The sequence below is a fragment of the Pseudoalteromonas sp. MBR-15 genome, from assembly GCF_053628915.1.
Genome location: NZ_JBRJHH010000002.1, coordinates 164,631 through 189,961, shown reverse-complemented (window position 1 = coordinate 189,961; position 25,331 = coordinate 164,631). Strand labels below are relative to the sequence as shown.

Annotated in this window: 20 protein-coding genes; 14 read left to right on the top strand and 6 right to left on the bottom strand. The window is 41.2% G+C overall.

Annotated features, from left to right (window positions below):
- Positions 1–131 precede the first annotated feature (131 nt).
- From ACSSVW_RS03930 to serS, 5 genes are read left to right on the top strand one after another with little or no spacing between them, the layout of a single operon-like run.
- Positions 132–2,624, top strand: a complete 2,493-nt coding sequence (locus tag ACSSVW_RS03930) for a DNA translocase FtsK (RefSeq protein WP_036968127.1) — start codon at positions 132–134, stop codon at positions 2,622–2,624.
- Positions 2,624–3,250 carry an outer membrane lipoprotein chaperone LolA gene (lolA, locus tag ACSSVW_RS03925; RefSeq protein ID WP_454178889.1) on the top strand — a complete coding sequence of 209 codons (627 nt, stop codon included), beginning with the start codon at positions 2,624–2,626 and terminating at the stop codon, positions 3,248–3,250. The genes ACSSVW_RS03930 and lolA overlap by 1 nt, the downstream gene beginning before the upstream one ends.
- Before the next feature lie 3 nt (positions 3,251–3,253).
- Positions 3,254–4,591 carry a replication-associated recombination protein A gene (locus ACSSVW_RS03920; RefSeq protein WP_036968135.1) on the top strand — a complete coding sequence of 446 codons (1,338 nt, stop codon included), beginning with the start codon at positions 3,254–3,256 and terminating at the stop codon, positions 4,589–4,591.
- Positions 4,584–4,970: a fluoride efflux transporter CrcB gene (gene crcB, locus ACSSVW_RS03915; protein ID WP_074989576.1), complete on the top strand. Its 387-nt coding sequence runs from the start codon at positions 4,584–4,586 to the stop codon at positions 4,968–4,970. Before ACSSVW_RS03920 ends, crcB begins: the two co-directional genes overlap by 8 nt.
- Positions 4,971–4,978: 8 nt before the next feature.
- Positions 4,979–6,283 (top strand): serine--tRNA ligase, encoded by a 1,305-nt coding sequence (serS, locus tag ACSSVW_RS03910; RefSeq protein ID WP_036968138.1) that lies wholly within the window; start codon positions 4,979–4,981, stop codon positions 6,281–6,283.
- A gap of 131 nt (positions 6,284–6,414) precedes the next feature.
- Here the strand turns inward: serS and ACSSVW_RS03905 are convergent, their stop codons facing one another.
- A complete protein-coding gene (locus ACSSVW_RS03905; RefSeq protein WP_421418323.1) occupies positions 6,415–7,614 on the bottom strand; it encodes an Nramp family divalent metal transporter in 1,200 nt (399 codons plus the stop codon).
- A 1,123-nt stretch (positions 7,615–8,737) separates the two neighbouring features.
- Here ACSSVW_RS03905 and ACSSVW_RS03900 point away from each other — a divergent pair.
- A complete protein-coding gene (locus ACSSVW_RS03900; protein WP_036968147.1) occupies positions 8,738–9,154 on the top strand; it encodes an MAPEG family protein in 417 nt (138 codons plus the stop codon).
- 115 nt (positions 9,155–9,269) lie between these two features.
- Here the strand turns inward: ACSSVW_RS03900 and ACSSVW_RS03895 are convergent, their stop codons facing one another.
- Complete coding sequence (locus tag ACSSVW_RS03895) at positions 9,270–11,117, bottom strand: ABC transporter ATP-binding protein (protein WP_065979997.1); 1,848 nt, start codon at positions 11,115–11,117, stop codon at positions 9,270–9,272.
- 158 nt (positions 11,118–11,275) lie between these two features.
- Between ACSSVW_RS03895 and ACSSVW_RS03890 the strand changes: the two genes are divergently transcribed.
- The 3 genes from ACSSVW_RS03890 (at position 11,276) to ACSSVW_RS03880 (ending at position 13,480) form a co-directional block, all read left to right on the top strand.
- On the top strand, positions 11,276–12,103 hold the full coding sequence (locus ACSSVW_RS03890; RefSeq protein WP_180310860.1) for an alpha/beta hydrolase: 828 nt from the start codon (positions 11,276–11,278) through the stop codon (positions 12,101–12,103).
- A 4-nt stretch (positions 12,104–12,107) separates the two neighbouring features.
- Positions 12,108–12,503: a VanZ family protein gene (locus ACSSVW_RS03885; protein WP_065979974.1), complete on the top strand. Its 396-nt coding sequence runs from the start codon at positions 12,108–12,110 to the stop codon at positions 12,501–12,503.
- 68 nt (positions 12,504–12,571) lie between these two features.
- A complete protein-coding gene (locus ACSSVW_RS03880; RefSeq protein ID WP_421418318.1) occupies positions 12,572–13,480 on the top strand; it encodes a diguanylate cyclase domain-containing protein in 909 nt (302 codons plus the stop codon).
- A gap of 23 nt (positions 13,481–13,503) precedes the next feature.
- Here the strand turns inward: ACSSVW_RS03880 and ACSSVW_RS03875 are convergent, their stop codons facing one another.
- On the bottom strand, positions 13,504–14,604 hold the full coding sequence (locus tag ACSSVW_RS03875) for a tyrosine-protein phosphatase (RefSeq protein ID WP_454178888.1): 1,101 nt from the start codon (positions 14,602–14,604) through the stop codon (positions 13,504–13,506).
- 66 nt (positions 14,605–14,670) lie between these two features.
- Positions 14,671–17,160, bottom strand: a complete 2,490-nt coding sequence (locus ACSSVW_RS03870) for a TonB-dependent receptor (protein WP_454178887.1) — start codon at positions 17,158–17,160, stop codon at positions 14,671–14,673.
- Between the two features lie 376 nt (positions 17,161–17,536).
- Between ACSSVW_RS03870 and ACSSVW_RS03865 the strand changes: the two genes are divergently transcribed.
- The 5 genes from ACSSVW_RS03865 to ACSSVW_RS03845 all read left to right on the top strand — a co-directional run bounded on the left by ACSSVW_RS03865 (position 17,537) and on the right by ACSSVW_RS03845 (position 22,799).
- Entirely contained in the window at positions 17,537–18,310 is a 774-nt protein-coding gene (locus tag ACSSVW_RS03865; protein ID WP_421418314.1) for a substrate-binding domain-containing protein, read from the top strand.
- The gene (locus tag ACSSVW_RS03860; protein WP_454178886.1) at positions 18,307–19,404 is read left to right on the top strand and encodes a hypothetical protein; all 1,098 of its coding nucleotides are present in this window, start codon (positions 18,307–18,309) and stop codon (positions 19,402–19,404) included. The genes ACSSVW_RS03865 and ACSSVW_RS03860 overlap by 4 nt, the downstream gene beginning before the upstream one ends.
- 91 nt (positions 19,405–19,495) lie before the next feature.
- Complete coding sequence (locus ACSSVW_RS03855; protein ID WP_454178885.1) at positions 19,496–20,890, top strand: M28 family metallopeptidase; 1,395 nt, start codon at positions 19,496–19,498, stop codon at positions 20,888–20,890.
- Positions 20,891–20,987: 97 nt separating this feature from the next.
- Positions 20,988–22,340 carry an NADP-specific glutamate dehydrogenase gene (gene gdhA, locus ACSSVW_RS03850; protein WP_454178884.1) on the top strand — a complete coding sequence of 451 codons (1,353 nt, stop codon included), beginning with the start codon at positions 20,988–20,990 and terminating at the stop codon, positions 22,338–22,340.
- A gap of 105 nt (positions 22,341–22,445) precedes the next feature.
- Entirely contained in the window at positions 22,446–22,799 is a 354-nt protein-coding gene (locus tag ACSSVW_RS03845; RefSeq protein ID WP_036968171.1) for a DUF1428 domain-containing protein, read from the top strand.
- A gap of 97 nt (positions 22,800–22,896) precedes the next feature.
- Here ACSSVW_RS03845 and ACSSVW_RS03840 read toward each other — a convergent pair whose 3' ends face one another.
- Both ACSSVW_RS03840 and ACSSVW_RS03835 read right to left on the bottom strand, forming a co-directional pair.
- Positions 22,897–24,612, bottom strand: coding sequence for an AMP-binding protein (locus ACSSVW_RS03840; protein WP_454178883.1), 1,716 nt, complete (start codon positions 24,610–24,612; stop codon positions 22,897–22,899).
- Positions 24,613–24,848: 236 nt separating this feature from the next.
- Positions 24,849–25,295, bottom strand: coding sequence for a DUF3010 family protein (locus ACSSVW_RS03835; protein WP_036968178.1), 447 nt, complete (start codon positions 25,293–25,295; stop codon positions 24,849–24,851).
- Between the last annotated feature and the right edge of the window lie 36 nt (positions 25,296–25,331).

Genomic DNA, 25,331 nt, shown 5'->3' with positions numbered 1-25,331 from the left:
TAAACAAAGAGTAACAAAAACTTGTTCATTATCAGTCCATCATGGTTAAGATAAAGTGCAACAAACGGCATTTCCTGCTAAGGTATTTCACTGCTAATCGATGAGTAAAGAATAATAAGGAATAGGGAGCTATGCGCCTAAATGGTGTTCAAAGACTGTTAGAAACTGGGCTAATTATCAGCACCTTTGCTGCAGTATTTATTTTATGTGCATTAATCAGTTTTGATCCTGCCGACCCATCATGGTCGCAAACCGGTGAATTTGTTAATGTAAAGAATATTACCGGCACAGCAGGTGCGTGGATAGCAGATATCTTATTGCTTACATTTGGCTGGCTTGCCTATTTGGTGCCGGCGGCTATTCAGTTATTTGGTTACTTATTATTTAAGCAGCCCCATCGCATATTCCAACTTGATTACACCACGCTGGCTTTAAGAATCATTGGTTTTGCTTTATTTATTACCTCTGCAACCGCGATTAGCAGCATCAATTTTGACGATATTTATAATTTTTCATCGGGCGGGGTAGTAGGGGATGTTATTGCCTCGGCGATGATGCCGACTTTTAATTTCACTGGCACATCTATTTTATTACTGTGTTTCTTTTTCGCAGGCTTAACGCTTTTAACGGGTGTGTCATGGGTGCAATTTGTTGACTTCTTAGGTGATTGGGTAATGCGTGCCTTTTATTTTACACGCAAGCACTTGTCGGCCTGGCTTCAACGCGAAAAAGACGCAAATAAAGCTGTTCTTTCATCAGAACCCGATGCGAATTTTGTCGAGCCTGATAGTGAGCCTTCAATTGGTTTTACCGAACCCGATGTAAACCAACCTGCTCAAGAAAAAGCGGCTGCAAAACCAGCTAAAAAAACAGAGTCTGAATTTAATGGTTTTGATGAACTTGACGATATTTTAGATCAAGAAATCGGTTTTAGTGCGCTTGATGATGAATCGTTTGACACTGTATCAGCTCTCAATGCGCTTGATCAAAGCCCCGTTGTTGAACCTGAAAAGCCAACGACAACGGTTGTCTCTCCTGCACGCCCAATGCCAAAGGCAAAGCCTGCGTATCAGCCACCTCCTACTGCAAAAGAAAAATTTGAGGCCTTATTAGAAGAGCAACCGCCAGCAACCCCGTTACCGTCGCTTGAGCTGTTAGACCGCCCAGATAAAGCGAAGAACCCATTATCGCAAGAAGAGCTTGATGGCATTTCACGTTTAGTTGAAACTAAATTGCTTGATTTTAATATTCAAGCCACGGTTGTCGGCGTATACCCAGGCCCTGTTGTTACGCGTTTTGAACTCGATTTAGCACCGGGTATTAAAGTGGCGAAAATCACCGGTCTTGCAAAAGATTTAGCGCGCTCGCTGTCTGCTGTCAGTGTGCGTGTTGTTGAGGTTATTCCGGGTAAAACCTATGTAGGTATTGAGTTGCCGAATAAACACCGCGAAATCGTGCGTTTAAGCGAAGTAATCAATGCCCCTAAGTTTGAGTCAAACCCATCACCATTAACCATGGTATTAGGAAAAGATATTGCCGGTGAGCCTGTGTGTGCTGACCTGGGTAAAATGCCTCATTTACTTGTCGCTGGTACCACTGGTTCAGGTAAGTCAGTGGGCGTTAATGTAATGATATTAAGCTTACTGTACAAATCAGGGCCTGATGACGTACGTATGATTATGATAGACCCTAAAATGCTTGAACTTTCTGTGTACGAAGGTATTCCGCATTTATTGTGTGAAGTGGTCACAGACATGAAAGAAGCGGCTAATGCACTGCGTTGGTGTGTGGGGGAAATGGAGCGTCGTTATAAGCTTATGTCGGCACTGGGTGTGCGTAACTTAAAAGGTTACAACCAAAAAGTATTGGATGCGAAAGAGGCCGGTCAACCGATCCTTGATCCACTTTTTAAAGACACTGACGGCATGGCTGATGGCCCTGAAGAGCTGGGTAAACTGCCTAGTATTGTCGTGGTGATTGATGAATTTGCTGACATGATGATGATTGTCGGTAAAAAAGTAGAAGAGCTAATTGCACGTATTGCACAAAAAGCCCGTGCAGCAGGTATTCACTTAGTGCTTGCAACACAGCGCCCGTCGGTTGATGTTATAACGGGTTTAATTAAAGCGAATATTCCAACGCGTATGGCGTTCCAAGTATCAAGTAAGATTGACTCGCGCACCATTTTAGACCAACAAGGTGCTGAAAACTTACTGGGTATGGGTGATATGCTTTACTTACCGCCTGGCACCAGCGTGCCTGTGCGTGTTCACGGTGCATTTGTTGATGATCATGAAGTTCATGCCGTGGTCGACGATTGGAAGAAACGGGGCAAGCCAAATTACATTGATGAAATTTTAAATGGTGATGCCACAGAAGAAATTTTACTACCAGGAGAAACCAGTGAAGACGGTGATGAAGAGTCAGATCCGCTTTACGATGAAGCAGTATCATTTGTGATAGAAACCGGCAAAGTGTCGGTATCGAGTGTACAACGTAAGCTTCGCGTTGGTTATAACCGCGCAGCACGTTTAGTGGAACAAATGGAAACGTCAGGCATTGTCAGTGCGCCAGGTCATAATGGTGCCCGAGAAGTATTAGTGCCCAATGGTGGAGCAAATTAATGAAAAAAATTACAGTGTTAACCCTAATAGTAGGGTGTTTATTAAGCGGTCAGAGTCGTGCTGACGACAGCCAAGCATTGCAACAGCAACTTGGCGCAATTAACAGTTTTAAAGCGCAATTTATACAAAAAGTAACCGATGCACAGGGCGAAGCCATTATGCAAGGTGAGGGCAATATTGCGCTCCAGCAACCTATGATGATTCGCTGGCAACAGCAAAGCCCAGATGAAACGTTATTTGTTTCTAACGGCGAAAAAACCTATTATTTTGATAGCTTCGCTGAGCAAGTTACCATAATGAATACCCATAGTCTGATAGATTCAACCCCGTTTGTGCTACTTACATCAAAAGACCCTGAGCAGTGGGCTAAATACCAAGTATTGGCCACCGATACAGGCTTTAGTGTTACACCAAATAAAGGCATAGAAAGCCAAGTTGAGCAACTTGATATTGCATTCAGTGATGATAAACAGGCTTTATCTTCATTGACCGTGATGGATACCTCGGGTCAGCAATCGTTATTTACCTTTAAAAATGCTCAGGTTAATCAACCATTGGCTACGACGACCTTTGAATTTATCATTCCTGAAGGTGTTGAAGTTGATGATCAAAGCCAAGGTGAATAGGGCTTGAGTAATCTAGGATTTAATTTTGGTCCTGATGTGCGCCCACTTGCGGCGCGCATGCGACCTGAAACATTGAATGACTACATTGGTCAGCAACATCTTTTAAGCCCTGATAAACCGCTATACCAAGCAATTTTAGCTGGGCGCTGCCACAGCCTGATTTTGTGGGGCCCGCCGGGGGTTGGCAAAACCACTCTTGCGCAAATTATTGCTAATCATGCAGATGCAAGTCTTATTCAAATGTCTGCTGTCACCGCTGGCGTAAAAGACATCCGTGAAGCGGTCAATGAAGCCAAAGCTAACCTTGCTGGGCGAGGTCAGCGTACGTTATTATTTGTCGACGAAGTACACCGTTTTAATAAATCACAACAAGATGCCTTCTTGCCTCACATAGAAGACGGCACGTTTATTTTTGTTGGCGCCACCACAGAGAATCCTTCGTTTGCACTCAATAACGCCATACTTTCACGGGCACGTGTTTATGTACTTAAAGCGTTAGAGCAAACCGATTTACACAATGTGATTGAGCGCGCATTACGTGATGATGTAGAGCTAAGTGAAAAAAACATCGTCATTGCCGATAACGCGAAGCAGGCACTTTGCCAAGCCAGCGACGGTGATGCCCGTAAAGTACTCAATTTACTTGAACAAGCCGTTGATTTAACCACTGAAAAACAAGGTAATTACCTAATTGATCAGCATGTTTTAAGTCAAGTGCTGCCAACGCATTTAGCGAAATATGACAAAGGGGGCGATGAGTTTTACGATCTAATCTCTGCGTTTCATAAGTCTGTACGAGGCAGCTCACCCGATGGTGCTTTATATTGGTATTGCCGTATTTTAGCGGGGGGTGGCGACCCGTTATATGTTGCAAGACGTTTATTAGCCATCGCGACAGAAGATATCGGCAATGCAGACCCTCGCGCTATGGAAGTTGCACTCAATGCATGGGATATTTATCAGCGAGTGGGGCCAAGTGAAGGTGAACGTGCCATAGCGCAAGCCACGCTCTATTTAGCCAGTGCGCCTAAGAGCAATGCTGTGTATATGGCTTTTAATCAGGCCAAGCACGATGCGCAAAATGAACCTAGTTACCCTGTACCAGAGCACCTGCGTAATGCACCTACCAGCCTAATGAAAGATTTGGGCTATGGTGCTGAGTATCGTTATGCGCATAACGAAGAAGGCGCATTTGCCGCAGGCGAAAAATATTTTCCTGAAGCTATTAGCGATAGGCAGTATTACTTTCCTACGGATCGCGGGCTTGAGCAAAAAATAAAACAAAAGCTGGATTATTTAACGCAGCGAAATGAGCAAAGTGATATTAAACGTTATGAATAGTTTAAAACTTTACATGATGATTGCATTGGGTGGCGCATCAGGCGCTTGCTTACGCTATTTTCTTAGCGAAACAATGCTAAAACTGCTGGGTAGGGGATTCCCTTTTGGCACGTTGACAGTTAATATTCTTGGTTCATTGTTAATGGGCATTTTATACGGCTTGATTGAAAAAGAAATAATCGCTGTTAGCCCTGCTAAGACCTTAATTGGTATTGGCTTTTTAGGTGCATTGACCACCTTTTCAACATTCTCAATGGATTCGTTGTTGCTGTTGCAACAAGGTCACTTTTTTAAAATGGCCCTCAATATCACCTTAAACGTGGTGGTGTGTATATTTATGGCTTGGCTGGGCCTTCAGCTGGTAATGCAAAAAGGTTAAAAACTAACATGTTAGATTCTAAATATTTACGTCAAGATATTGAACAAGCGGCTGCGCGTTTAGCAACACGCGGCTTTGAACTTGATATCGATGCAGTGACTGCACTTGAAGAAAAACGCAAAACATTACAAGTAAAAACGCAAGAACTTCAAAGCGAACGTAACGCAAGTTCCAAAGCTATCGGCCAAGCTAAAGCCAAAGGCGAGCACGATAAAGCACAAGCTTTGCTTGATTCGGTCAGTACCCTTGGGGATGAACTAGACAGCGTAAAAGCAGAACAAGACGCAGTGCTTGAAGAGCTTAAGCAAATTGCCCTTGCCATTCCAAACTTACCAGATGAGTCAGTCCCTGTTGGTGAAGATGAAGAGCAAAACGTTGAAATATCAACGTGGGGTACACCAAAATCATTTGACTTTGAAGTAAAAGATCACGTTGATGTAGGTCAAGACGTAAAGGGTCTTGATTTTGAAATGGGCGTGAAGATCAGTGGTGCACGTTTTACTGTGATGCGTGGCCAAGTTGCGCGTATGCACCGTGCATTAACTCAATTCATGCTTGATACGCACACCGATAAAAACGGTTACACAGAAATGTACGTACCTTACCTTGTTAATAGCGCAAGTTTGTACGGTACAAGCCAACTGCCTAAGTTCGCAGGTGATTTATTCCACACGTTAGGTTTAGTGGATGACGAAGGTCAACAACAACCTGGTTTTAGCTTAATTCCAACAGCTGAAGTACCCCTTACGAACTGTGCCCGCGATGAAATTTATGACGAAAGTGACTTGCCAATTCGTTTAACCGCGCATACGCCATGTTTCCGCAGTGAGGCCGGCAGCTATGGTCGTGATACACGTGGTCTTATCCGTCAGCACCAATTCGACAAAGTTGAATTAGTACAGCTAGTAAAACCAGAAGACTCAATGCAAGCGCTAGAAGAGCTAACAGGTCACGCAGAGCAAATCTTACAAGCATTAGAACTTCCTTACCGTAAAGTGATTCTTTGTACCGGCGATATGGGCTTTGGTGCCGCGAAAACTTACGATTTAGAAGTATGGTTACCTGCACAAAATACCTACCGTGAAATTTCATCGTGTTCAAACATGGTTGATTTCCAAGCACGTCGCATGCAAGCGCGTTTCCGTCGTCAAGGTGAGAAAAAACCAGAACTACTGCATACACTTAATGGTTCAGGTTTGGCTGTAGGTCGTACATTGGTTGCCATTTTAGAAAACTATCAACAAGCTGACGGCTCAATTGTTGTGCCAGAGGTATTGCGCCCATACATGGGAGGCTTAGAGGTTATTAAATAAGTTTTATTAGCCTAATAAGTTAAAAATGCCGCATAGGGAAACCATGCGGCTTTTGATTAAGTAATATTGCGCTGGTATAGACGACTAATCTGTTATAAATGGCTTTTATTTTACCATTTCGCACTATCACTCTAGAAAATCAAACTGAATAATTTATAAATACTTAAACTAAAAATGAGTAACAAGACAGGGAAAACAACAACATTAACAAAAACAGAGTTAGTGTATTCTCCCATAATTGATTTTTGATTCACCAACCAAACAAGGTAGCAAGTCACAATCGGCAGGAGTAAGCCATTGGCTGCTTGTGCAAAGATGATCACCGCAACAGGGTCAAGTCCGAGAGACGCCACAACCGCACCAAACGCTAAGATAATAATTGCCACACCTTTAAAGCGTGTATTACTCATTTTTGTTGACCAACCCAACATACCACACACGGCATATGCACCCGCTAAAGGGGCCGTTATTGCACTGGTGAGGCCCGCAGCACATAAGCCAATAGCAAAAAAGTAGTGGGCCATTCCACCCAACAAAGGCTCTAGTTGTACGGCCATATTGGCTGCAGAAATTTTACCCGCATCGGTGCCATAAAATGCCACGGAAGCTGTTGATAAAATTGCTAAGGTAATAATACCGCCTAGGGTTATTGAGATACTGGTATCTACATTCGTTTCTTTAATAACCTTTTCAATATCTTTATTTTTGTCATGTTTTTGGGCAAGAACGCCTGAATGTAAAAACAGATTATAAGGAACAATGGTGGTGCCGATTAAGGCTAATACCGTGGTAATGGAGTTTTCAGGTAAACTTGGTATAAAGCCCTTTAAAACGAGAGTTAAGGGCGGCGCAGCCATTATTAATGTCGAAATAAAGACCAAGCTCATCAGCACAACTAAAACGATCAATGCACCTTCAATTACTTTATGCTTTCCGGTATACAACAGCACGGCACTTAAAATTGCAATCAAAGGTGTCCAAATCAAAGGGTTAAACGAGGGCAATATTTCTTGTAAACCCAGGCTTGCTCCAGAGAGGTTGCCTGCTTCATAGGCTGCACTGCCAATCCCTATTGCGCTGATCACCAAAAACGCGGCTAATAACTTAAACACAGGCGTTTTGATGGTTGTCCTCAGTGCAGTTGCTAAGTCTTGTCCCGTTGTAACACCGAGTCTAGCAGCCATAGATTGCAGCAAAATAGTGGCGATAACTGAAAATAAGAGTGTCCAAATTAAAGCAAAACCAAAGTTTGCCCCTGCAACGCTTGCGGTGGTAATGGTGCCTGGGCCTATAAAGGCAGCAGTGACAAGAAGTCCGGGTCCTAAACGCATGTAAAACCTTTTTATTATTAGAATAGTGAATTTTAGCTAATCAACTCATCGCTAGGCAGCAAAGCCACCGTGTGAGAAGTGCTGTCTGTAAATGCTCACGATATAATGTGTGGTTCTGAGGGTAAAGTAAAAACGGTGAGATTTGAGGGGGCAAAACGAAAACTACTTCAAAAGTGCAAGTAAATTGATAGTTAGCATACTTAATTACAATTATTTGATTGAATTTATTTACTCTTTTTAGTGTTTTAACGTTCTTAAATCAATATAGTAAAAATGAGCACAATAAAAAATATTCTTGTTTATTTTGCGACGCTGTTTGCGGTATTACGTCATACACACATTCATTTAGCGTAGTGAGTTAAATGGCAGTGAACGTTGAGTGAGTTAACTTTATCAAAGCGTGTTCAGCGCATTCCCTGGTCATGTTAATTACGCACAATCATTTGGTTTTGCAACTAAAGAACAGAACTTTAATGTCACCAACAACACATTGTAAACTGGGTTCAATCTCTAATGAATGCAAAGCAACAGTGATTGCCCGAGTTGCAGCACAAGCAAAGCTTACGGTGCACTACTAATATCGGACTTTTCAATTCAGTGACCGCTGACAAGCGTATAATAGTATATAGCGCATCCGCTTGGTGACATAGGCAGCAAGTAGCCAGCCTGTTGGTCATTCATTACAGCAGCAAAGCGCGCTCGGCCCGCGGTGGTACATCGCAGGAGCTGGGGCATTTTATCGACAACAAATGATATGTCTGATTTTACTTTATTTAGCTCTTCGAGAAAGCAAAATACTCTTTAAACAGTCTTGATAAGAATGTTCGCGCCTTGAATAAATGAAACAGCGGGTTATCAGTGTTTTTATGGCAATGCTAGGGTACTTTATGTTTTAGGGTACTTTATATTTTAGGGCATAAGGTTGGGCACTTAATGAAGTGGTCGCGGGAAATAAGCGTATATTGCATGTGGCACACACATTGTAAAATTTATACACAGTCCGTACTAATTATGCAGCTTTAAGATTTAAAAAAATTAATCTCATTAAAAATCAGTGGGTTAATTTGGTTGGCTTTTTGCAAGGTTAAAAGAATTCGTCTTATTTTAACAAAAGGAATTAACAATGCCTGAATTAACCTTGTCTGCTTATTTTGCTGTCTATGTTTACTTAATCATGCTTATTGTTCAATGGGGTGTGGCTGCGGTTGTTAAGGCAAAACAACCCGGTGCCGTACCTGGTAAGTTTAACGCATCTTTGGGTCATGAAAGCTTTGTATTTCGTGCGCATCGCACGTTTATGAATAGTTTAGAAAATAGCCCGTTGTTTTTAGGTGCGGTATTTTTAGGTTTTTTTCTAAATGTGAATAGTAATGTATTCGCTCTGTGTATCTGGGTGTATGTGATAGCAAGGATTATTCACATGCTGCTGTATTACGCTATTGCAACAGAAAAGAACCCAAGCCCGCGCAGCTATTTCTTTTTGATTGCAGCGATTGCCAATATAGCCCTCGTTGTATTAATAGGGTTACGTTTAGTGTAGTGGTCATCATTTTTTAAGCCTAACGTGCTTTGTTTTTAAACCACATTAGCGAAAAAAAGAGGCATTGAATGAATTATCAATGCCTCTGCGATTAAGCGTTTAAATACGCGATTTACTACTCAACACCTATAAAACCACCGGTTTGATGAGACCATAAGGCAGCATAAATACCGCCTTGCGCTATCAATTGTTCATGACTGCCTTGTTCAACAACACCGCCTTCATCCAGCACGATGAGTCTGTCCATTTGCGCAATGGTTGATAAGCGATGGGCAATTGCGATGACCGTTTTACCCGTCATTAAATCATCAAGGCTGGTTTGTATAGCGGCTTCGACCTCGGAGTCAAGCGCACTGGTTGCTTCGTCCAAAATGAGAATGGGTGCATCTTTGAGTAGTACGCGTGCAATGGCGATTCGCTGGCGCTGTCCCCCAGATAGTTTGACACCTCGTTCACCCACTTGAGCAGCAAACCCTTTATTGCCTTTGCTGTCTTCTAAATCTTCGATAAACTCAAGCGCTTTTGCTTGTTTTGCTGCGGCTAACATTTCATCTTCTGTTGCATCAGGTCTACCATATAAGATGTTATCTTTTACAGAGCGATGCAGTAGTGATGTGTCTTGCGTCACCATTGCGATGTGTTTACGTAAGCTCTCTTGGCTTACCGTAGCAATATTTTGGTTATCAATGGTGATATTTCCGGAATCAACATCGTAAAAGCGAAGAAGCAAATTAACCAACGTTGATTTACCGGCACCTGAGCGGCCAACTAGGCCAATTTTCTCACCTGCTTTAATGTTTAAATTTAAACCATTAATAACGGGGCCTCGGTGCGTTTCATTTGCTGCTTTACCATAATTAAACTGCACGTTTTCAAAGCTGATTGCACCTTTCGATACCGCAAGCGTTGACGCGTTGGGTTGATCGTCAACCTCGATAGGCGTCGATAAAGTCTTCATACCATCGGCAACCGTGCCAATGTTTTCAAATAGGCTGCTAATTTCCCACATGATCCACTGTGCCATCCCGTTTAATCGCAATGAAAGACTGACAGCAATAGCGATTGCACCAACAGAAATAGCGCTAATCGACCACAGGTATAAAGATAAGGCAGCAATACTAAAGACCAGTAAATAATTTAAGGTATTGATAGAAAAGTTAAGGCTCGTCACTAAACGCATTTGCTTATAAACAGGTTGTAAAAACACATCCATGCTGTCTTTGGCGTATTGCTCTTCTCGCTGAGTATAAGAGAACAATTTGATTGTTGAAATGTTGGTGTAACTATCGACTACACGGCCTGTCATTTCTGAGCGTGCATCAGCTTGAGAGCTGGCAACACGCTTTAGCTTAGGAACAAAGTACAGTTGAATGGCGGCATATAATAGTAACCAAACTAATAGTGGGATCATTAAACGCCAGTCAGATTCTGCGACTAAAAATACCATCGCGCCAAAATACACCACAATGTACATCAAAACATCGAGCAGCTTCATCACGGCCTCGCGAACTGCAAGAGAGGTTTGCATTACTTTAGTCGCAATACGGCCCGCAAACTCATTTTGATAAAAACTGATACTTTGGCGAAGTAAGTAGCGGTGAGCTAACCAACGTATAGACATTGGGTAGTTACCTAGGAGTGCTTGGTGTAAAACCGCAGAGTGAAAAAACACCACAATAGGCAACACAACAAGCAGTATCACAGCCATTCTGATCAACTCAGATTTTTGCTCAACAAATAAAGTCTCTGGTGTGTATTGGCCTAGCCAGTCAACTAACTGACCCATGTAACTAAAAAGAGAAACCTCTAAAATAGCTAATGCAGCTGCACTTAATGACATAAAGAATAATGACAGCTCCATGCCTCGCGTATAATGGCGGCAAAAAGCAAACAAACTATTGGGCGGCTGAGAAGGCTTTTCTTTAGGAAATGGATTGGTCATCCGTTCAAATATACGATACATAAGCGACGCTTTTATAAAATTAAGTAGTGGTACTATATCATTGAGCTGGCTTTTTAGCAGAGCATTTATGATAAAAATAACGTTTAAAATACAACATTTATTCATGTATTTACATGTATTTAAATTAATGAAAACATAGCAGGAAAAAGGACGCCATCATGAAAAAATTACTCTGTGCATTGTCGCTATTAGTGTGTTTGCCTGTCAGTGCGTATCAGCTCGAAACCGTTACGTTTAAAGGTCAAAAAACAGCGATTGAAAAGCCGCTGACTGTCATTCTACCGCAGGGTTACAATTCGTCTGTACGTTATAACGTGGTGTACGTATTGCACGGCTTTAGCGGAAACCATACCGATTGGTCAAACCTGACAGAGATAGAAAGATTAGCAGATCACTATAACGTCATTATCGTCAATCCGGATGGTAACTATGGTTCGTGGTATGTTGATTCTGAAGTTGATAACGCATCTCAATACGAAACATACATTGCAGATGATGTCGTTAATTTTATTGATAATACATATGCAACGAATGCCAGTAAATCAGGCAGAGCAATAACAGGCTTGTCGATGGGAGGCTTTGGTGCATTACATATTGCAATTAATAACCCTGAACGGTTTGCTGCGGTATCGGGTATCTCAGCTGGGGTTGATGTAAGGCCGTTTTCGGCAGAATTTGACTTAGCAAATGTGCTGGGCAGTTATGCACAAAATAAAGCCCGCTGGGATGATATTGCCATAATAAACAACCTTCATAAAATAGCTGCCGGCAATACGGCTTGGAAAAAAGGCGACGACAGTTTAGCGATTATGCTCGATATAGGGGTTGATGACTTTTTTATTGAACAGAATCGTGCATTACACCACGCTATGCTCGCAATGCGAATCCGCCATGACTATATTGAGCGTGCTGGGAAACATGACTGGCATTATTGGCGTCGAGTGATCCCTTATCAGTTTTTATTCTTAACATCTCATATGGAGTAATAACATGTTACAACGCGCACTGGTCGTTTTAGCTGCTGCTTTTTTTATTTTTATCGGCTGGGTAATTTACCTCGCTAATACGGGTCAAAAAGCGGTGTTTTTTGATCTCGTTGCTGCCATTCCTTACGGTGATAAAGTAGGCCATTTTTGCCTGTTTGGGTTACTTACTTTGTTTATTAATCTTGCCTTTAAATTTAAAACGTTTGTTGTGGCCGGGTACACTATCTATTATGCCGCAGCAATCGTGACAACGTTCGTGGTGTTAGAGGAGTTGAGTCAATACTTTGTTGAAACTCGGACGTTAGATTTTATTGATTTAGTCGCTGATTTTATGGGCATTGCTTTTTTTAGTGGCATTTCTGTTTGGTTATCTAAGCGCTTATACCCGAACAAAAATTAATTTTTAGTGGTTTAGTGACTTGCCTTGTTTCGGCTATACTCAGAGTAGGGGTTGCTTAGAAGTCGCTTATGAATACAAAAACATCTGAATATTTGCCTGATATTGTTGAGCTTTTACTAGACGCTGTGTGTGTTGTAGATGTTAAAGGTTGCTTACTTTTTACAAATCCTGCCTTCGAAACTATTTTTGGTTATTCACCTGGCGAAGCAATTAATAGACAAATGCTCGATTTTGTTTACCCCGAAGACAGAGCAAAAACCATACACGCAATTAACCAAATAATGAACAACAATCAGCATCCACGGTTTGAAAATCGCTGGGTAAGAAAAGATGGCCGGATCGTGCATGTTTTGTGGTCAGTGTATTGGTCACAAGAGAAGCAAGTCAGAGTCGCCATTGCGTATGACATAACAGAGCAAAAAAACCTCGAACAAAAGCTTATCTATTTAGCAGGGCATGACCCACTCACTGACTTACCAAACAGAAGCTTTTTAATAAACCAACTTGAAGAATCACTGTCAATCGCTAATACGCTTTCGTCGGTGCTTGGGGTGTTGTTTATTGATATAGATGGGTTTAAGCAAGTTAATGATATTCATGGTCATGCAGCAGGTGATAAATTATTAAAAACCATCGCGATGCGAATTCGTCATGTGCTTAAAAAAAATGACAGTGTAGGTCGCTTAGGGGGTGATGAGTTCGTTGTCATTTTAAACAGTATTAAGAACAAGCAAGACATTCTTATGTTGGTCGACACGTTAAAGAAAGAGATAGCAAAGCCACTTGAATTTAACGATGCCGAGCTTGCTTACTCCCCTAGTATGGGGGCCGTAATGTTTCCTGAATATTATGGTGATGCAGAGTATTTGATTCAATGTGCTGATAAAGCCATGTACCGTGCCAAGCATTCGGGGGGGAATCAAGTTGTGTTTTATAACGATGATATAAAGTTACCCGGCGCTCAAAACACAGGGTAACTTTAGAGTGAACACTACGTTATTTACAGTAAGTATTTAGCGCGCAAAATTTGAATATCTTCATCGCTTACGTCTAATTCAGTTTTAATATAATTAAGTACGCTACCATGCTGCTTTTCCATGCTTTGAATTGCAGACTCAAGTAAAGGTTGAGTTACTCCTTTAAGTGGCATCGCCACATCTTTTGGTAGACGGGCAAAAAACTGCATCATTGCTGCATATTTGGGATCCATTTTACCGGTGTCTTTTGCAAGCATATTTTCAAAGTCGAGATAGTCGTTTGATGCTAGGTAGTCGTTCATAATTGTCTGTTGATCGACTCCTAACACGGTCAAAATCAGTGCTGCACTGATCCCAGTTCGGTCTTTTCCTGCAGTACAATGAAACAATAAACCACCGTCTTTATTGACTAAACGGTCGAACATTTGCGTGTAGTTCTGTTTTTGATCTTCAACAATGCGTGGGTACATTTGTACCATGATATTTTCAAGCTTTTCACGGCTTAAGTTAGGGTCGCGAAGTACTTTGCCGATTTGCCCCATATCAAAGTCCATTTCGTAGTCACGGTCAATGATTTCTACTTTATCAGCAGCCCACACTGTTACTTCTGAATCACGTTCTGAATTAGCACGAAAATCAACTAGAGTATCGATATTTAAGCTATTGATAAGCGTATAATCATTGTTTGTTAGCCCTGCTAAAACCCCAGAACGATAAATTTTACCCCATTTTACAGTGCGACCATCTTGTGTTTTATAGCCGCCTAAGTCGCGGAAGTTACGGCCGCCTTCAAGTGGAATTAGTCGAGTTGTGGTCATAATTGCTTCACCATTTTCTGGTTTTACAAAAAAGTAGTAACGCTGATGCTCATCGCTCGGTAGCCAATCAAATACATTGGTAGAAATATCATCAGCAATTATTGTTGCTTTACTTAAATCTGGCGTCGTTGATACCAGCACATCAACAGGTGCAGGGATATCTTGCTGCCAACTAATTTGATAGTTCTCATTATTAAAATTAGTCTGCGCAGATTCAATAGCGACTTTGGGCTCAGTTGTCGTACACGCTGCAAGCGTTGATGATACTAAAGCAGCAATGGCAATTTTTTTAAACACTGTTTTCATAGTTATTCCTAGGCTATTACTCAGCTCAGAGCTATTAAACTCTGAGCTGTAAAGTTAAAAAGTAGGTTAGAAGTTGATGCGTACACCCGCCATATAACGGCGACCATAGCGTTCAATTTGGTTAGGGGTTGCTTCTGTGCCGATGTAACGTACGTCAATTTCATCGGTAAGGTTGTTGATGTTGGCGTAAAAGCTCACACCTGCGTCATACACAGGCTCTGCTAATGTATAACTGAGTGATAAGTCTAAACGGGTTTGTGCAGCCCAGTATTCACCCATGCTGTCGTTTTCTGTGGTAGATAACCAGTCATCACGATACTGATAATTTAAACGCGCAGAGAATAGGTCGTTTTCGTAGTAAACGGAGCTGTTGAAAATCATGTCTGATGTGCCCGGTAAACTAAAGCTATTACCTGAAAGCGTGGTAAATTCACTCTCTAATAATGTTAGATTGGCAGAAAAGCCAAAACCATCCCAACTAGGCGAGATAAAGTCACTCGCTTGGCCGATAAAGTTAAGCTCGATACCTTGGAAATGACCTTCGTCACCATTTACAAAACCAGTGTATTTCCATTGTTCACCGGCAAACTCACTGATGTAGTTACCTGCATCAATATAGGTAGTATCCGCATAAATCACATCATCAATGTGTCGGTAAAAAGCACCCAATGCAACAAGACTTGCATCGCCTGCATACCACTCTAATGATATATCAGCGCCATATGAAGACTCAGCGTCTAAGAATGGGTTGCCACCCGATATGGTTTGCTCTGTGGTATCAATCGACGCTGATGCACGCCATTCATTGTAAGTAGGCCGGCTCATACCCGTTGAAAGTGCAGCTCTGAATTTAACGTCATCATGTAAGTCAACGTTTAAATTCACGCTCGGCAATACTTCAGTAAAGGTATCTGAATGTTCACCCTCTGGTCCACTGCTCGTGAAGTCTGTACTTTCAATACGCACACCACTGACCACTGAGCCCCATTTGAATTGGTTGGTAACCATGGCATACGCTGTGGTGATTTTTTCATCGATATTTATTTTGCTGGCGTTATCAGGTGTGACCGTAAGCCCACCTGATGCGCTTTCTAAATCTGCTCGAAGCTGTTTATTGTTGTAGTAAGTGCCGTTAATACTGTTTGTGAAATCAGTATGCCACGCTTTATCAGTAACATAGTCGCTTGGATTAATGCCATTAAGTGATGCCATGCCACCATTTGTGCCAAAACCTTGTGCTTCACGCTGGTCATGACCGACCCCCATTTTAAAGGTGTTATTAAGCCCTGCGAAAGCAAAGTCAGTTTCTGCATCTAGTTTAAATTGCAGGCTATCAATCGATAATGAACTACCGTAAACCAACAACATTTCATAGCCATAGTCTATATCATTAAGTGAAGTGCCTGGTGCAAGCGTGACAAGTGGGTCGTTTATATCTGATACATCATAACTTGCAATCGCAGCGCCATATAAGCTGTATGGCAGGGGTAAAAACACATCGTTTTCTGTTTTAGTGAAGTTTGTACGTGCCTCTAAAAACCAATCACCTAACTGTAAATCAGCGCCTAGGGTATTGGACCATGTCGAGTTTTCATACAAACCATACTCTAATGAGCGGCTTACCAATGCAAGGCCGGTACCTGTCTCACCCGAAACTAAGTTGCTGCCTGAAGTTTCTGCACCGCCTGCAAAGTCAAAAACATACTGGTTGCGCTCTTCGTGATCTTGGAACTTGCTGTAAAGAGTACTGAAGAAAAAACGGTTCATTGAATCACTTGGACGATATTCTAATCGGCCACCATAGGCTTCATCTTCACGTTTTACTTTATAACTTCGCATATCAAGTTCGTTAACAAGTAGCTCTCCATCCATGTATTCTAAGTCGAACTCGCGGTTATCCGTGATTTGTTCACGGCTGTTTTGTGATGCGAACAAGCTAATGCCTACATTTTCGTTAGACCATGAAGTACGAACTGAGAACTTACTAATATCACCATCCCCTAATGCTTGATTACCTAAACCTACATCAGTGGCGAGTGAGAAACCTTCGACATCAAAGGGGTTAAAGGTTTCGATATTAATAAAACCAGCAATCGATTCACCAGGCATATCAGGCATAATCGCTTTATTTGCTGATAAACGACTGGTAATAACAGAAGGGAAGCTGTCAAAACGTGGAATACGGCCATTCTCAGCGCCAGGAATGGTTATGCCATCAATAGCAATTGTGGTGTAACGAAATGGCGCACCGCGGAAGTTAATATATCGTGCTTGGCCTTGATCCCGTTCAATAGCGAGACCAGGAACGCGCCCTAATGAATCTGCTAAGTTTTGATCAGGAAAACGTCCAATGGTATCAGCTGCTACAATATCAACAAAATTTGAGGCTGATTGCTTTGCCATGATTGCAGCTTTTTGGCTATCTTTGATGGGAGATGCCACAGCGACGACTTCTTCTATTTGGTTATAATCGCTTGTTTGTTCTGCATAGCTATATGACGATGAACAGGCAAGTACAACACACGCTGCTAATCGATTTCGAGTAAATGGTGTCACTTGAATACTCCGGGTTATTTTTTGCTGTTTAAAAAGTTGCTGAAAGAATGGAATAGAAATATTTCAGTTTGGTTAAAAAATAAATGATTCAAAATACAGGGATATCTTTTAAATTTTTGTTTATATAAAACATAGGTTTATTGTTTTTTTAGAGATGTCTTTATGATTAATTTACTTAACCGAATAAGGGAACAGGTAAGGTGTGAATTTATGTTTCTTTGATAATAAAAAGTAATCAAATCGCTTTTCATAACTTTGTAATATAAATGCTATAAATTAGTCATTTAAAAGACTCCTTTAAAAATAATAAATGCCCCATAATTCTGTTTTCTACATTTTGAAGCTGCTTATTGTCATTGCGTTTTTTTTGTCTTGCATGGCTTTTTTTACCCATCAGACAATTGAGCCATTGACTTTAAAGCAGCAATACACTTATCGCTGTAATGTTAAACAGCCTAGTGGTAAAAAGCGCTTTCATATTTATTTGCCCACTAATTGGCAAGTAGAGGTGTTTGCTGAAAAGTTATGTGGCTCATTGCTAGTTGGCCAACCCTTTGAGACAGTCACAGTATCTTGGCAGCCCAGAGAGATGCTTAATACAGAACAATTACTCAATGACAATTATGCACTTATTTTAAATCGTGATTATGCCTTAAGCGGGTTACTGCCAAATTGGGATGATTTTTATACGGCAATATTAAGTTTTCCTAGTTATCAGATTTCATGGTTTTCACATCAAGACAACATGCTACTTTCGGCAAATTCATTAAAGAATAAACGAATCGGTTTACTTGACGACAAACGAAGCGAGTCTGGTTATCTAGCTCCAATGAGTGAGTTAAAACAGCTTGGTCACGGCCTTGATATTGCACAACTTGTTTTTTATCCAAATAGAGAAAGTTTGGTCAATGATTTCATGGCGGAAAAGCTCGATATAATTCCAAGTGTAGGTCATCATGAGCAGCTTCGGCATTGGCCTATATCAAAAACGCTGCCCTTACAACATGTTTCATCGACATTGTCTTGGTATCTCAATAATCAATATACTTATTTAGCTGCGCCGCTGACATCTTATTTACAACAATATCAAACAAGACTTTTAAAAGTTCATACTACGCATCCTTATAGTTTAGATGGGGGGTTAAGATGAGCTACTTAAAAATGCTCGTCTTATTTTTAGTCATTGTTGTTGGGCTTGTTTTCATGTCAGGGCAGAGTGCGAAACAGCAACTATTGATGACACTTGCAGATCAACTCCCTAAGGTAGTTAACCCATCACTCAATAATGCTATTGATGAAAGCCATGATCTTTTGCGAATGAGCCATTCGTTAGCACAAGACATGAATGAAATTACCTTTGTATCTCAATTACCGATAAATTTAGTCGAGTCATTGACTGTGACTAAATTAAACCTCAGTAAAATAGAGCTTTTAGGCAGTAATACGCTCAGCTGGCAATTTGGTAATCATAGGCTTTATGCAAGCATAGCTAGCTCAATTAAATTTCGTTTTTGGCTGGTGGTTATTTGCGCTAGTATATTAACTGCGCTTGGGGTATTAATTGATTATCTGTTGAGTCTTTTTGTAAAGCATAAAATTAATGCCAACAACATAGCGGCGTATGATGAAACAAGGACTGCCGCGATTGAAGAAATAAAGGCGATTACAGAACCAAGTTGGTTTGACGATTTAAAACATCAAGGTTTAATTAATGAATTAACTGCCCAGCAAGCGTTACAACTAGAATCATTACCAGCACAGCAACGGTGCTGGCTAAGTATTGCGTTAAAGCAGGGGTTAACGATGTCTAACGCATTGCAAGCGGCAGAGGCTGACGATGAGTTGTGCTTTGACTTAGTTAATCAACAAGTGATTATCCATGGTGTACCTATCAGAATTTCCAAAACCCCTTTACTTTATTATTTTTGGTATGCGAAAAGAAAGTTTGAGGGTGAGCCTGCTTATTTGAATCCACCACAAGCTAAACCCGATCAAAAAAGTGGTCAGGTATTAGCCAAGTTAATGTTGCAATATAGTGGTCATCAAAAAGCAATTCGTGATCTTGATGGTGGCTTAAAGAGCAAAACTTTGGATCAGAACCGTAATAAGATTAAAACAGAGCTACAACGTGTACTTGATGATTTAGCATGTGACTACTTGTTTGACTGCGAACGGGATGAACGAACAGCTCGATACCGTTATAGCTTGAAGCTGTCAGCCTCTCAATTAAAGTTCATCTCATAGCTTTAACCTAATAATCTGTCTTCTAACTCATTACTATTGCTTGAAGCGAAATATTAGTTAGCCTTGAATGATTCATTGAAGGAGTGACACTATGTTAAAGCGAAAAACAATAACAACGAGCAGTGTTTTGTTTGGCTCATCATTACTATTAGCAACGGCTGCACACGCCACAACGCCTGAAGTTAATAACCAACGAGCGTTGCATGAAATAGCCAGTGCAGTTTCAAAGACCCGTATAGAGCAAGATATTCAAACCTTGGTTGATTTTGGCACGCGACATACTTTATCAGAGACTAAATCAAATACTCGTGGTATTGGGGCTGCAAGACGCTGGATAAAAGCGGAGTTTGAAGCAATTTCAAAAGCGTGTGGCCAGTGCCTTGAAATCATTGAGGTCAAAGACACTATTTCTGGCGAAAAACGTATTCCAAACCCTGTTGAGGTGGTAAATATAATTGCCATTCAGCGAGGACAGGTTGACCCTAATCGGATGGTTATGATGTCGGGTGATATCGATTCTCGTGTCAGTGATGTGATGGACTACACCTCAGATGCACCGGGTGCGAACGATAATGCCTCAGGTGTAGCGGGTGTGATTGAGTCTGCGCGGGTGTTGTCACAATACACATTTAATGGCTCGATTGTTTATGCCGCACTATCAGGTGAAGAGCAAGGATTGTTTGGTGGTAAAATATTAGCGAAATACGCGCAAGATAATAACTGGCGAGTACATGCTGTCTTAAATAACGATATGATCGGTAATTCTACCGGTATTAATGGTGTAACAGATAACACCACCGCACGTATTTTCTCTGAAGGCACACGGGTTATTGAAACCAAAGAACAAGCCCATAAGCGTCGGTTTACCGGGGGAGAAGTCGATTCTGCGAGCCGCAACCTCGCACGTTACATCGATACAATCGCCGACAAATACATAGAAAATCTTGATACCATGTTGGTGTATCGATTAGACAGGTTTGGGCGTGGAGGGCATCATCGCCCATTCAACGATGTTGGCTTTGCTGCTGTTCGTATAATGGAAACCAACGAAAATTATAATCAACAACATCAAGACTTGCGCACCGAAGATGGCATTACATATGGTGATACAATTGATCATGTTGATTTTGCATATGCTGCAAAGTTAACGTCATTAAATGCAGTGAGTCTTGCGTCAATGGCATGGGCGCCAGCACCACCAACGGGAGTCAGTATTTCAGGGGCCGTTAAACCAAGCACCACCTTATCGTGGCACCACAGTGATGATCCTACAATTACAGGCTATAAAATTTACTGGCGTTATACCAGTGAACCCCAGTGGCAATTTAGTCGTGATGTTGGCAAAGTGACAACAGCGACGTTAAAAAATGTGGTGATTGATAACTACTATTTTGGTGTTGCAGCAGTAAATAAAGACGGTATTGAATCACCCGTTGTTTTTCCGGGTGATGTGGGTGCATTCGAATGGGCGAATAATGAGCCTTAAAACCTAATAACACGTCTTTATTATAAAGTGATCGATTTGTCTCATCAGTGAGTTTAAAACTAGTGAGACATTTCAATAGCTTGAAAAAGGAGCTGACATGCAATATCTAGAAAATATGCTGCAAACTGTAAAGGATTCTAACCCACACGAACAGGAATTCCATCAAGCCGTTGAAGAAGTGCTTACCTCATTAACCCCAATTCTTAAAGAAAATGACGTGTATCAACATAATGCGATTGTTGAGCGTTTAGTTGAGCCTGAAAGACAGATAATGTTTCGCGTGCCTTGGTTAGACGATAAAGGAAACGTGCAAGTTAATCGGGGATTTAGAATCGAATTTAGCTCTTCTCTTGGTCCTTACAAAGGGGGATTACGGTTTCACCCGAGTGTTAATTTAAGCGTGGTCAAATTTTTAGGCTTTGAGCAAGTTTTAAAAAATGCGTTAACAGGGCTTCCTTTAGGCGGTGCAAAAGGAGGGGCTGACTTTGATCCAAAAGGAAAGAGTGATCATGAAATTATGCGTTTTTGTCACTCTTTTATGACAGAGTTGTACCGACATATTGGTGCACAAACCGATGTGCCTGCAGGTGATATTGGTGTTGGGGAGCGAGAAATTGGCTATCTATTTGGTCAGTACAAGCGGATTACAAACCAATATAATGGGGTACTTACAGGTAAGCCCACTCTGTTAGGGGGCTCTTCATTAAGAGTCGAAGCAACGGGTTATGGTATCGCCTATTTTCTTAGTGCCATGCTTGATGCTAAAAATGATTCACTAAAAGGTAAACGTTGCTTGGTGTCAGGGGCTGGAAATGTTGCCCTGTATTTAATGGAAAAACTGTCACAATTCGATGCGATTATTTTGACCTGCAGTGACTCAAAAGGCACCTTATATTGTGAAGATGGCCTTGACGTTGAATTAATAAAACACTTAAAAAAAGAGCAGGGCGCTGCGCTGCGTGATTACTTGAACGAGCACCCACAAGCAGAGTATATCCCTGTGGGTCAGTATCCAAAAGATGGTCACCAAGTTTGGCACTTTAACGGCGATATCGCATTACCGTGCGCCACACAAAATGAAATAACTAAAAAAGATGCCCAAGCGCTTGTCGATAATGGCTGTAAAATTGTCTGTGAAGGTGCAAACATGCCAACGACCGCTGAGGCACACGCTATATTTCAAGAACACGATGTATATTTAGGTCCAAGCAAGGCTGCTAATGCTGGTGGGGTTGCAACGAGTCAATTTGAAATGGCGCAAAATGCAAGCTTGCAAACATGGCGGCCACAGCAGGTTGACGAAAAACTGCAACAAGTAATGAAAAACATTTTTTATAGAGTATCAGCAACGGCAAAGCGTTATTCAAGTGAAGACGACCTGTCGCTCGGTGCAAACATTGCAGGGTTTGAACGGGTTGCTCAGGCGATGCTTAAGCAAGGCGTTGTTTAACTCGCAGAACACTTATTAATGTTAAGAATGCGCTGCTAATGAAAATAGCTAGCCACTTTTTTGCTAATAGACTATGTTTAACATGCTTATTAAAGGAGTTAACTTATGTCTTATGCCGACGGTTTTGTAGCTGCTGTACCCACAGTAAATAAAGAAAAATACCTTGCACATGCTGAATTTGCAGCCGAAATATTCAAAGAATACGGTGCGTTAAAGGTGGTCGAAACCTGGGGGAGTGATGTACCCGAGGGTGAAGTCACTTCATTTCCCATGGCTGTAAAAGCGGATGAAAATGAAACGGTGGTGTTTTCATGGGTCATCTGGCCTTCAAAAGCTGTTCGCGATAGCGGCTGGCAGAAACTAATGGAGGATTCACGTATGAGCCCTGAAAACAACCCCATGCCATTTGATGGTAAACGCATGATTTATGGTGGTTTCGATATTATATTAGACAAATAAGAAGCGTGTATGTGGGCGTGTTTAAGCCCAATGATTTTTTCTGTCTGATTGCCTATTTATGTAAAGCTCAGCCTTGCTGAGCTTTACTGTTTCTAAACTACGAAAATGCCTTTTCGTTGAGTAGTTCTTGCATCTGTTCACGCATTTTGAATTTTTGCAATTTGCCTGTAACTGTCATCGGGTATTCGTCGACAAAGCGAATGTGCTTTGGCACTTTAAAATAAGCCAGCTTGTCTTTTAAAAACTCACGAATGGTATCTTCGTCAAGTACGGCATCCTCTTTTGGTTGGATCCACGCACACACTTCTTCACCATATTTTTCATCACTGATGCCAAAAATCGCTGCATCCTGAATACCTGGGTAGGTGTATAGTACTTCCTCTATTTCACGAGGGTAAATATTTTCGCCGCCGCGAATGATCATATCTTTAATACGACCAACAATCGCTACAAAACCGTGTTCGTCCATCACACCTAAATCGCCAGAATGTAACCAGCCGTGTTCATCGATAGTGGCATTGGTTTTTTCTTCATCGTTCCAGTAACAACGCATAATACCCGCACCTCGGCTACATACTTCACCGGGCACACCAATTTTTTGGATATCGCCAAGTTCATCAATAATTTTCACCTCGGTATGGGCAAGTGCTCGTCCTACTGTTGTCACTTGTTTTTCCAGTGGTGAATCGGTTTCGGTTACATTGTTAATCGGGCTGCATTCAGTTTGTCCATAACCAATAACCACCTCTTTCATGTGCATTAATGTTTGTACTTTGCGCATGACTTCCTCTGGGCATGTGGAGCCAGCCATAACACCTGTACGCAGGCTTGATAAGTCATAATCAGCAAAGTTTTTTAGTTCAAGTTCGGCAATAAACATAGTGGGTACGCCATGAAGTGCTGTACAGCGTTCTTTTTCAACAACATCTAACGTTGTTTTCGGATCAAAGGAATCACCAGAAAAAACCGCAGTAGCCCCTTTACTAATACACACTAAATTGCCCAGTACCATGCCAAAACAATGATATAACGGAACTGGAATGCATAATTTATCAAGATGGGTTAGTTTCATGGCTTGTGCCATTAAGAAACCATTATTGAGAATGTTTTTATGCGATAACGTTGCGCCTTTAGGGTTTCCTGTCGTACCCGAGGTAAATTGAATATTGATATCTTGATCTGCTTTTAATGTTGCACTAATCGCATCAAGCTCAAGTTTATGTGCATCAGTCGCACGTTGCATTATGTCGCTAAAACAATACATTCCCGCTGTAGGACGTTCGCCAATGCGAATGATATTTTTCAAATGGGGAAGTGCTTTAAGATCTAAATTGCCTGCATTTGCATTTTTTAGTTCAGGTGCAAGTTCATTTAGCATGTCGATATAATTACTCGATTTAAACTCATCAGCGGTGATGAGTGTTGAGCATTCGACACTGTTTAATGCGTATTTTAGCTCGCTTGGGCGGTAGGCAGGGTTAATACACACCATAATGGCACCTATTTTCGCCGTAGCAAATTGTGTTAAACACCATTCAATGTTATTGGGTGACCAAATACCCACACGATCGCCGGGTTTAACGCCAATTGACAGCAAGCCCATCGCAAGTTGGTTAATCTGTTGCTGGTATTCTTTATACGTAAGGCGGATATTTTGATGATTAACAACAATCGCGGGGTGTTCTGGGTAATTGTCGACAATGTTATCTAGGTACTGACCAATGGTTTGCTCTATGAGTGGAATGTCAGTGCGACCTTTAAAATAGCTTTGTGTTAATGGGAGACTGTTATTATGTATGTTCTTTGCTTGCATTGTTTTCTCCGTGTCCTATTAAAATGTTGTCATGGACTTGATGCGAAAATAACAAAAATGAATACACTGCGTGTTCATTTAGTGTCAGCTTACAGTGTTAACTAAGCACAGATTGTCGACAAATAAAAGTCTTATAAGACTAATGTACAGTGATTGCAGCTAAATTAAGAGAAAAGAATGGTTTTTGGCAGGCATAAAAAAACGTGCCGTAGCACGTTCTTTTTAAACAAGATAAATTACGCTTGATCCTGTTTATAGGTTTTTCGCATTAAGTACACATAGGCACTGATAAACGCGTTTTCTTGAAACTTTTTCAGTCCAGTGTCTTCAAATTCGATAGGCAGTGGATTGCGTTTAAGCTGCTCTTTAATTGTTGTTGCGCTGAAAATTTGCACATCTAACTCTTCAATAAGTTGAATGGCTGTTTCCATTTTGAAACCTTTAGCACTGCCTGCAAATTTACCTTTAGGTTGACGCTCTTTAATTGCAACAGAATCAATTTGGTAATCTTGCATCAGTTTTCTAAAATCAAACTGAAATTTGCGCATAACTTCTGTGTCATTACCATCGCCTAACGTAAAGCGAGTTTGTCTTACATCACGGATATCAAACACGTCGTTATCTTTCGTTAAAATACACAGTAGTACATCACTACCTGTAATTTCTACACCGCATGTTCTCATAGTTAATCTCTAAATAACTTAATTTGCGCAATTATA

Excerpts from the sequence above, each read along its gene's own strand:
- ACSSVW_RS03905 (WP_421418323.1), bottom strand. The coding sequence starts at position 7,614 with ATGCGTTTAGGACCCGGACTTCTTGTCACTGCTGCCTTTATAGGCCCA.
- crcB (WP_074989576.1), top strand. The coding sequence starts at position 4,584 with ATGAATAGTTTAAAACTTTACATGATGATTGCATTGGGTGGCGCATCA.
- ACSSVW_RS03875 (WP_454178888.1), bottom strand. The coding sequence starts at position 14,604 with ATGAAAACAGTGTTTAAAAAAATTGCCATTGCTGCTTTAGTATCATCA.
- ACSSVW_RS03900 (WP_036968147.1), top strand. The coding sequence starts at position 8,738 with ATGCCTGAATTAACCTTGTCTGCTTATTTTGCTGTCTATGTTTACTTA.
- lolA (WP_454178889.1), top strand. The coding sequence starts at position 2,624 with ATGAAAAAAATTACAGTGTTAACCCTAATAGTAGGGTGTTTATTAAGC.
- ACSSVW_RS03855 (WP_454178885.1), top strand. The coding sequence starts at position 19,496 with ATGTTAAAGCGAAAAACAATAACAACGAGCAGTGTTTTGTTTGGCTCA.
- ACSSVW_RS03840 (WP_454178883.1), bottom strand. The coding sequence starts at position 24,612 with ATGCAAGCAAAGAACATACATAATAACAGTCTCCCATTAACACAAAGC.
- ACSSVW_RS03835 (WP_036968178.1), bottom strand. The coding sequence starts at position 25,295 with ATGAGAACATGCGGTGTAGAAATTACAGGTAGTGATGTACTACTGTGT.
- serS (WP_036968138.1), top strand. The coding sequence starts at position 4,979 with ATGTTAGATTCTAAATATTTACGTCAAGATATTGAACAAGCGGCTGCG.
- ACSSVW_RS03880 (WP_421418318.1), top strand. The coding sequence starts at position 12,572 with ATGAATACAAAAACATCTGAATATTTGCCTGATATTGTTGAGCTTTTA.
- ACSSVW_RS03860 (WP_454178886.1), top strand. The coding sequence starts at position 18,307 with ATGAGCTACTTAAAAATGCTCGTCTTATTTTTAGTCATTGTTGTTGGG.
- ACSSVW_RS03890 (WP_180310860.1), top strand. The coding sequence starts at position 11,276 with ATGAAAAAATTACTCTGTGCATTGTCGCTATTAGTGTGTTTGCCTGTC.
- ACSSVW_RS03885 (WP_065979974.1), top strand. The coding sequence starts at position 12,108 with ATGTTACAACGCGCACTGGTCGTTTTAGCTGCTGCTTTTTTTATTTTT.
- ACSSVW_RS03845 (WP_036968171.1), top strand. The coding sequence starts at position 22,446 with ATGTCTTATGCCGACGGTTTTGTAGCTGCTGTACCCACAGTAAATAAA.
- ACSSVW_RS03865 (WP_421418314.1), top strand. The coding sequence starts at position 17,537 with ATGGCTTTTTTTACCCATCAGACAATTGAGCCATTGACTTTAAAGCAG.
- gdhA (WP_454178884.1), top strand. The coding sequence starts at position 20,988 with ATGCAATATCTAGAAAATATGCTGCAAACTGTAAAGGATTCTAACCCA.
- ACSSVW_RS03895 (WP_065979997.1), bottom strand. The coding sequence starts at position 11,117 with ATGTATCGTATATTTGAACGGATGACCAATCCATTTCCTAAAGAAAAG.
- ACSSVW_RS03930 (WP_036968127.1), top strand. The coding sequence starts at position 132 with ATGCGCCTAAATGGTGTTCAAAGACTGTTAGAAACTGGGCTAATTATC.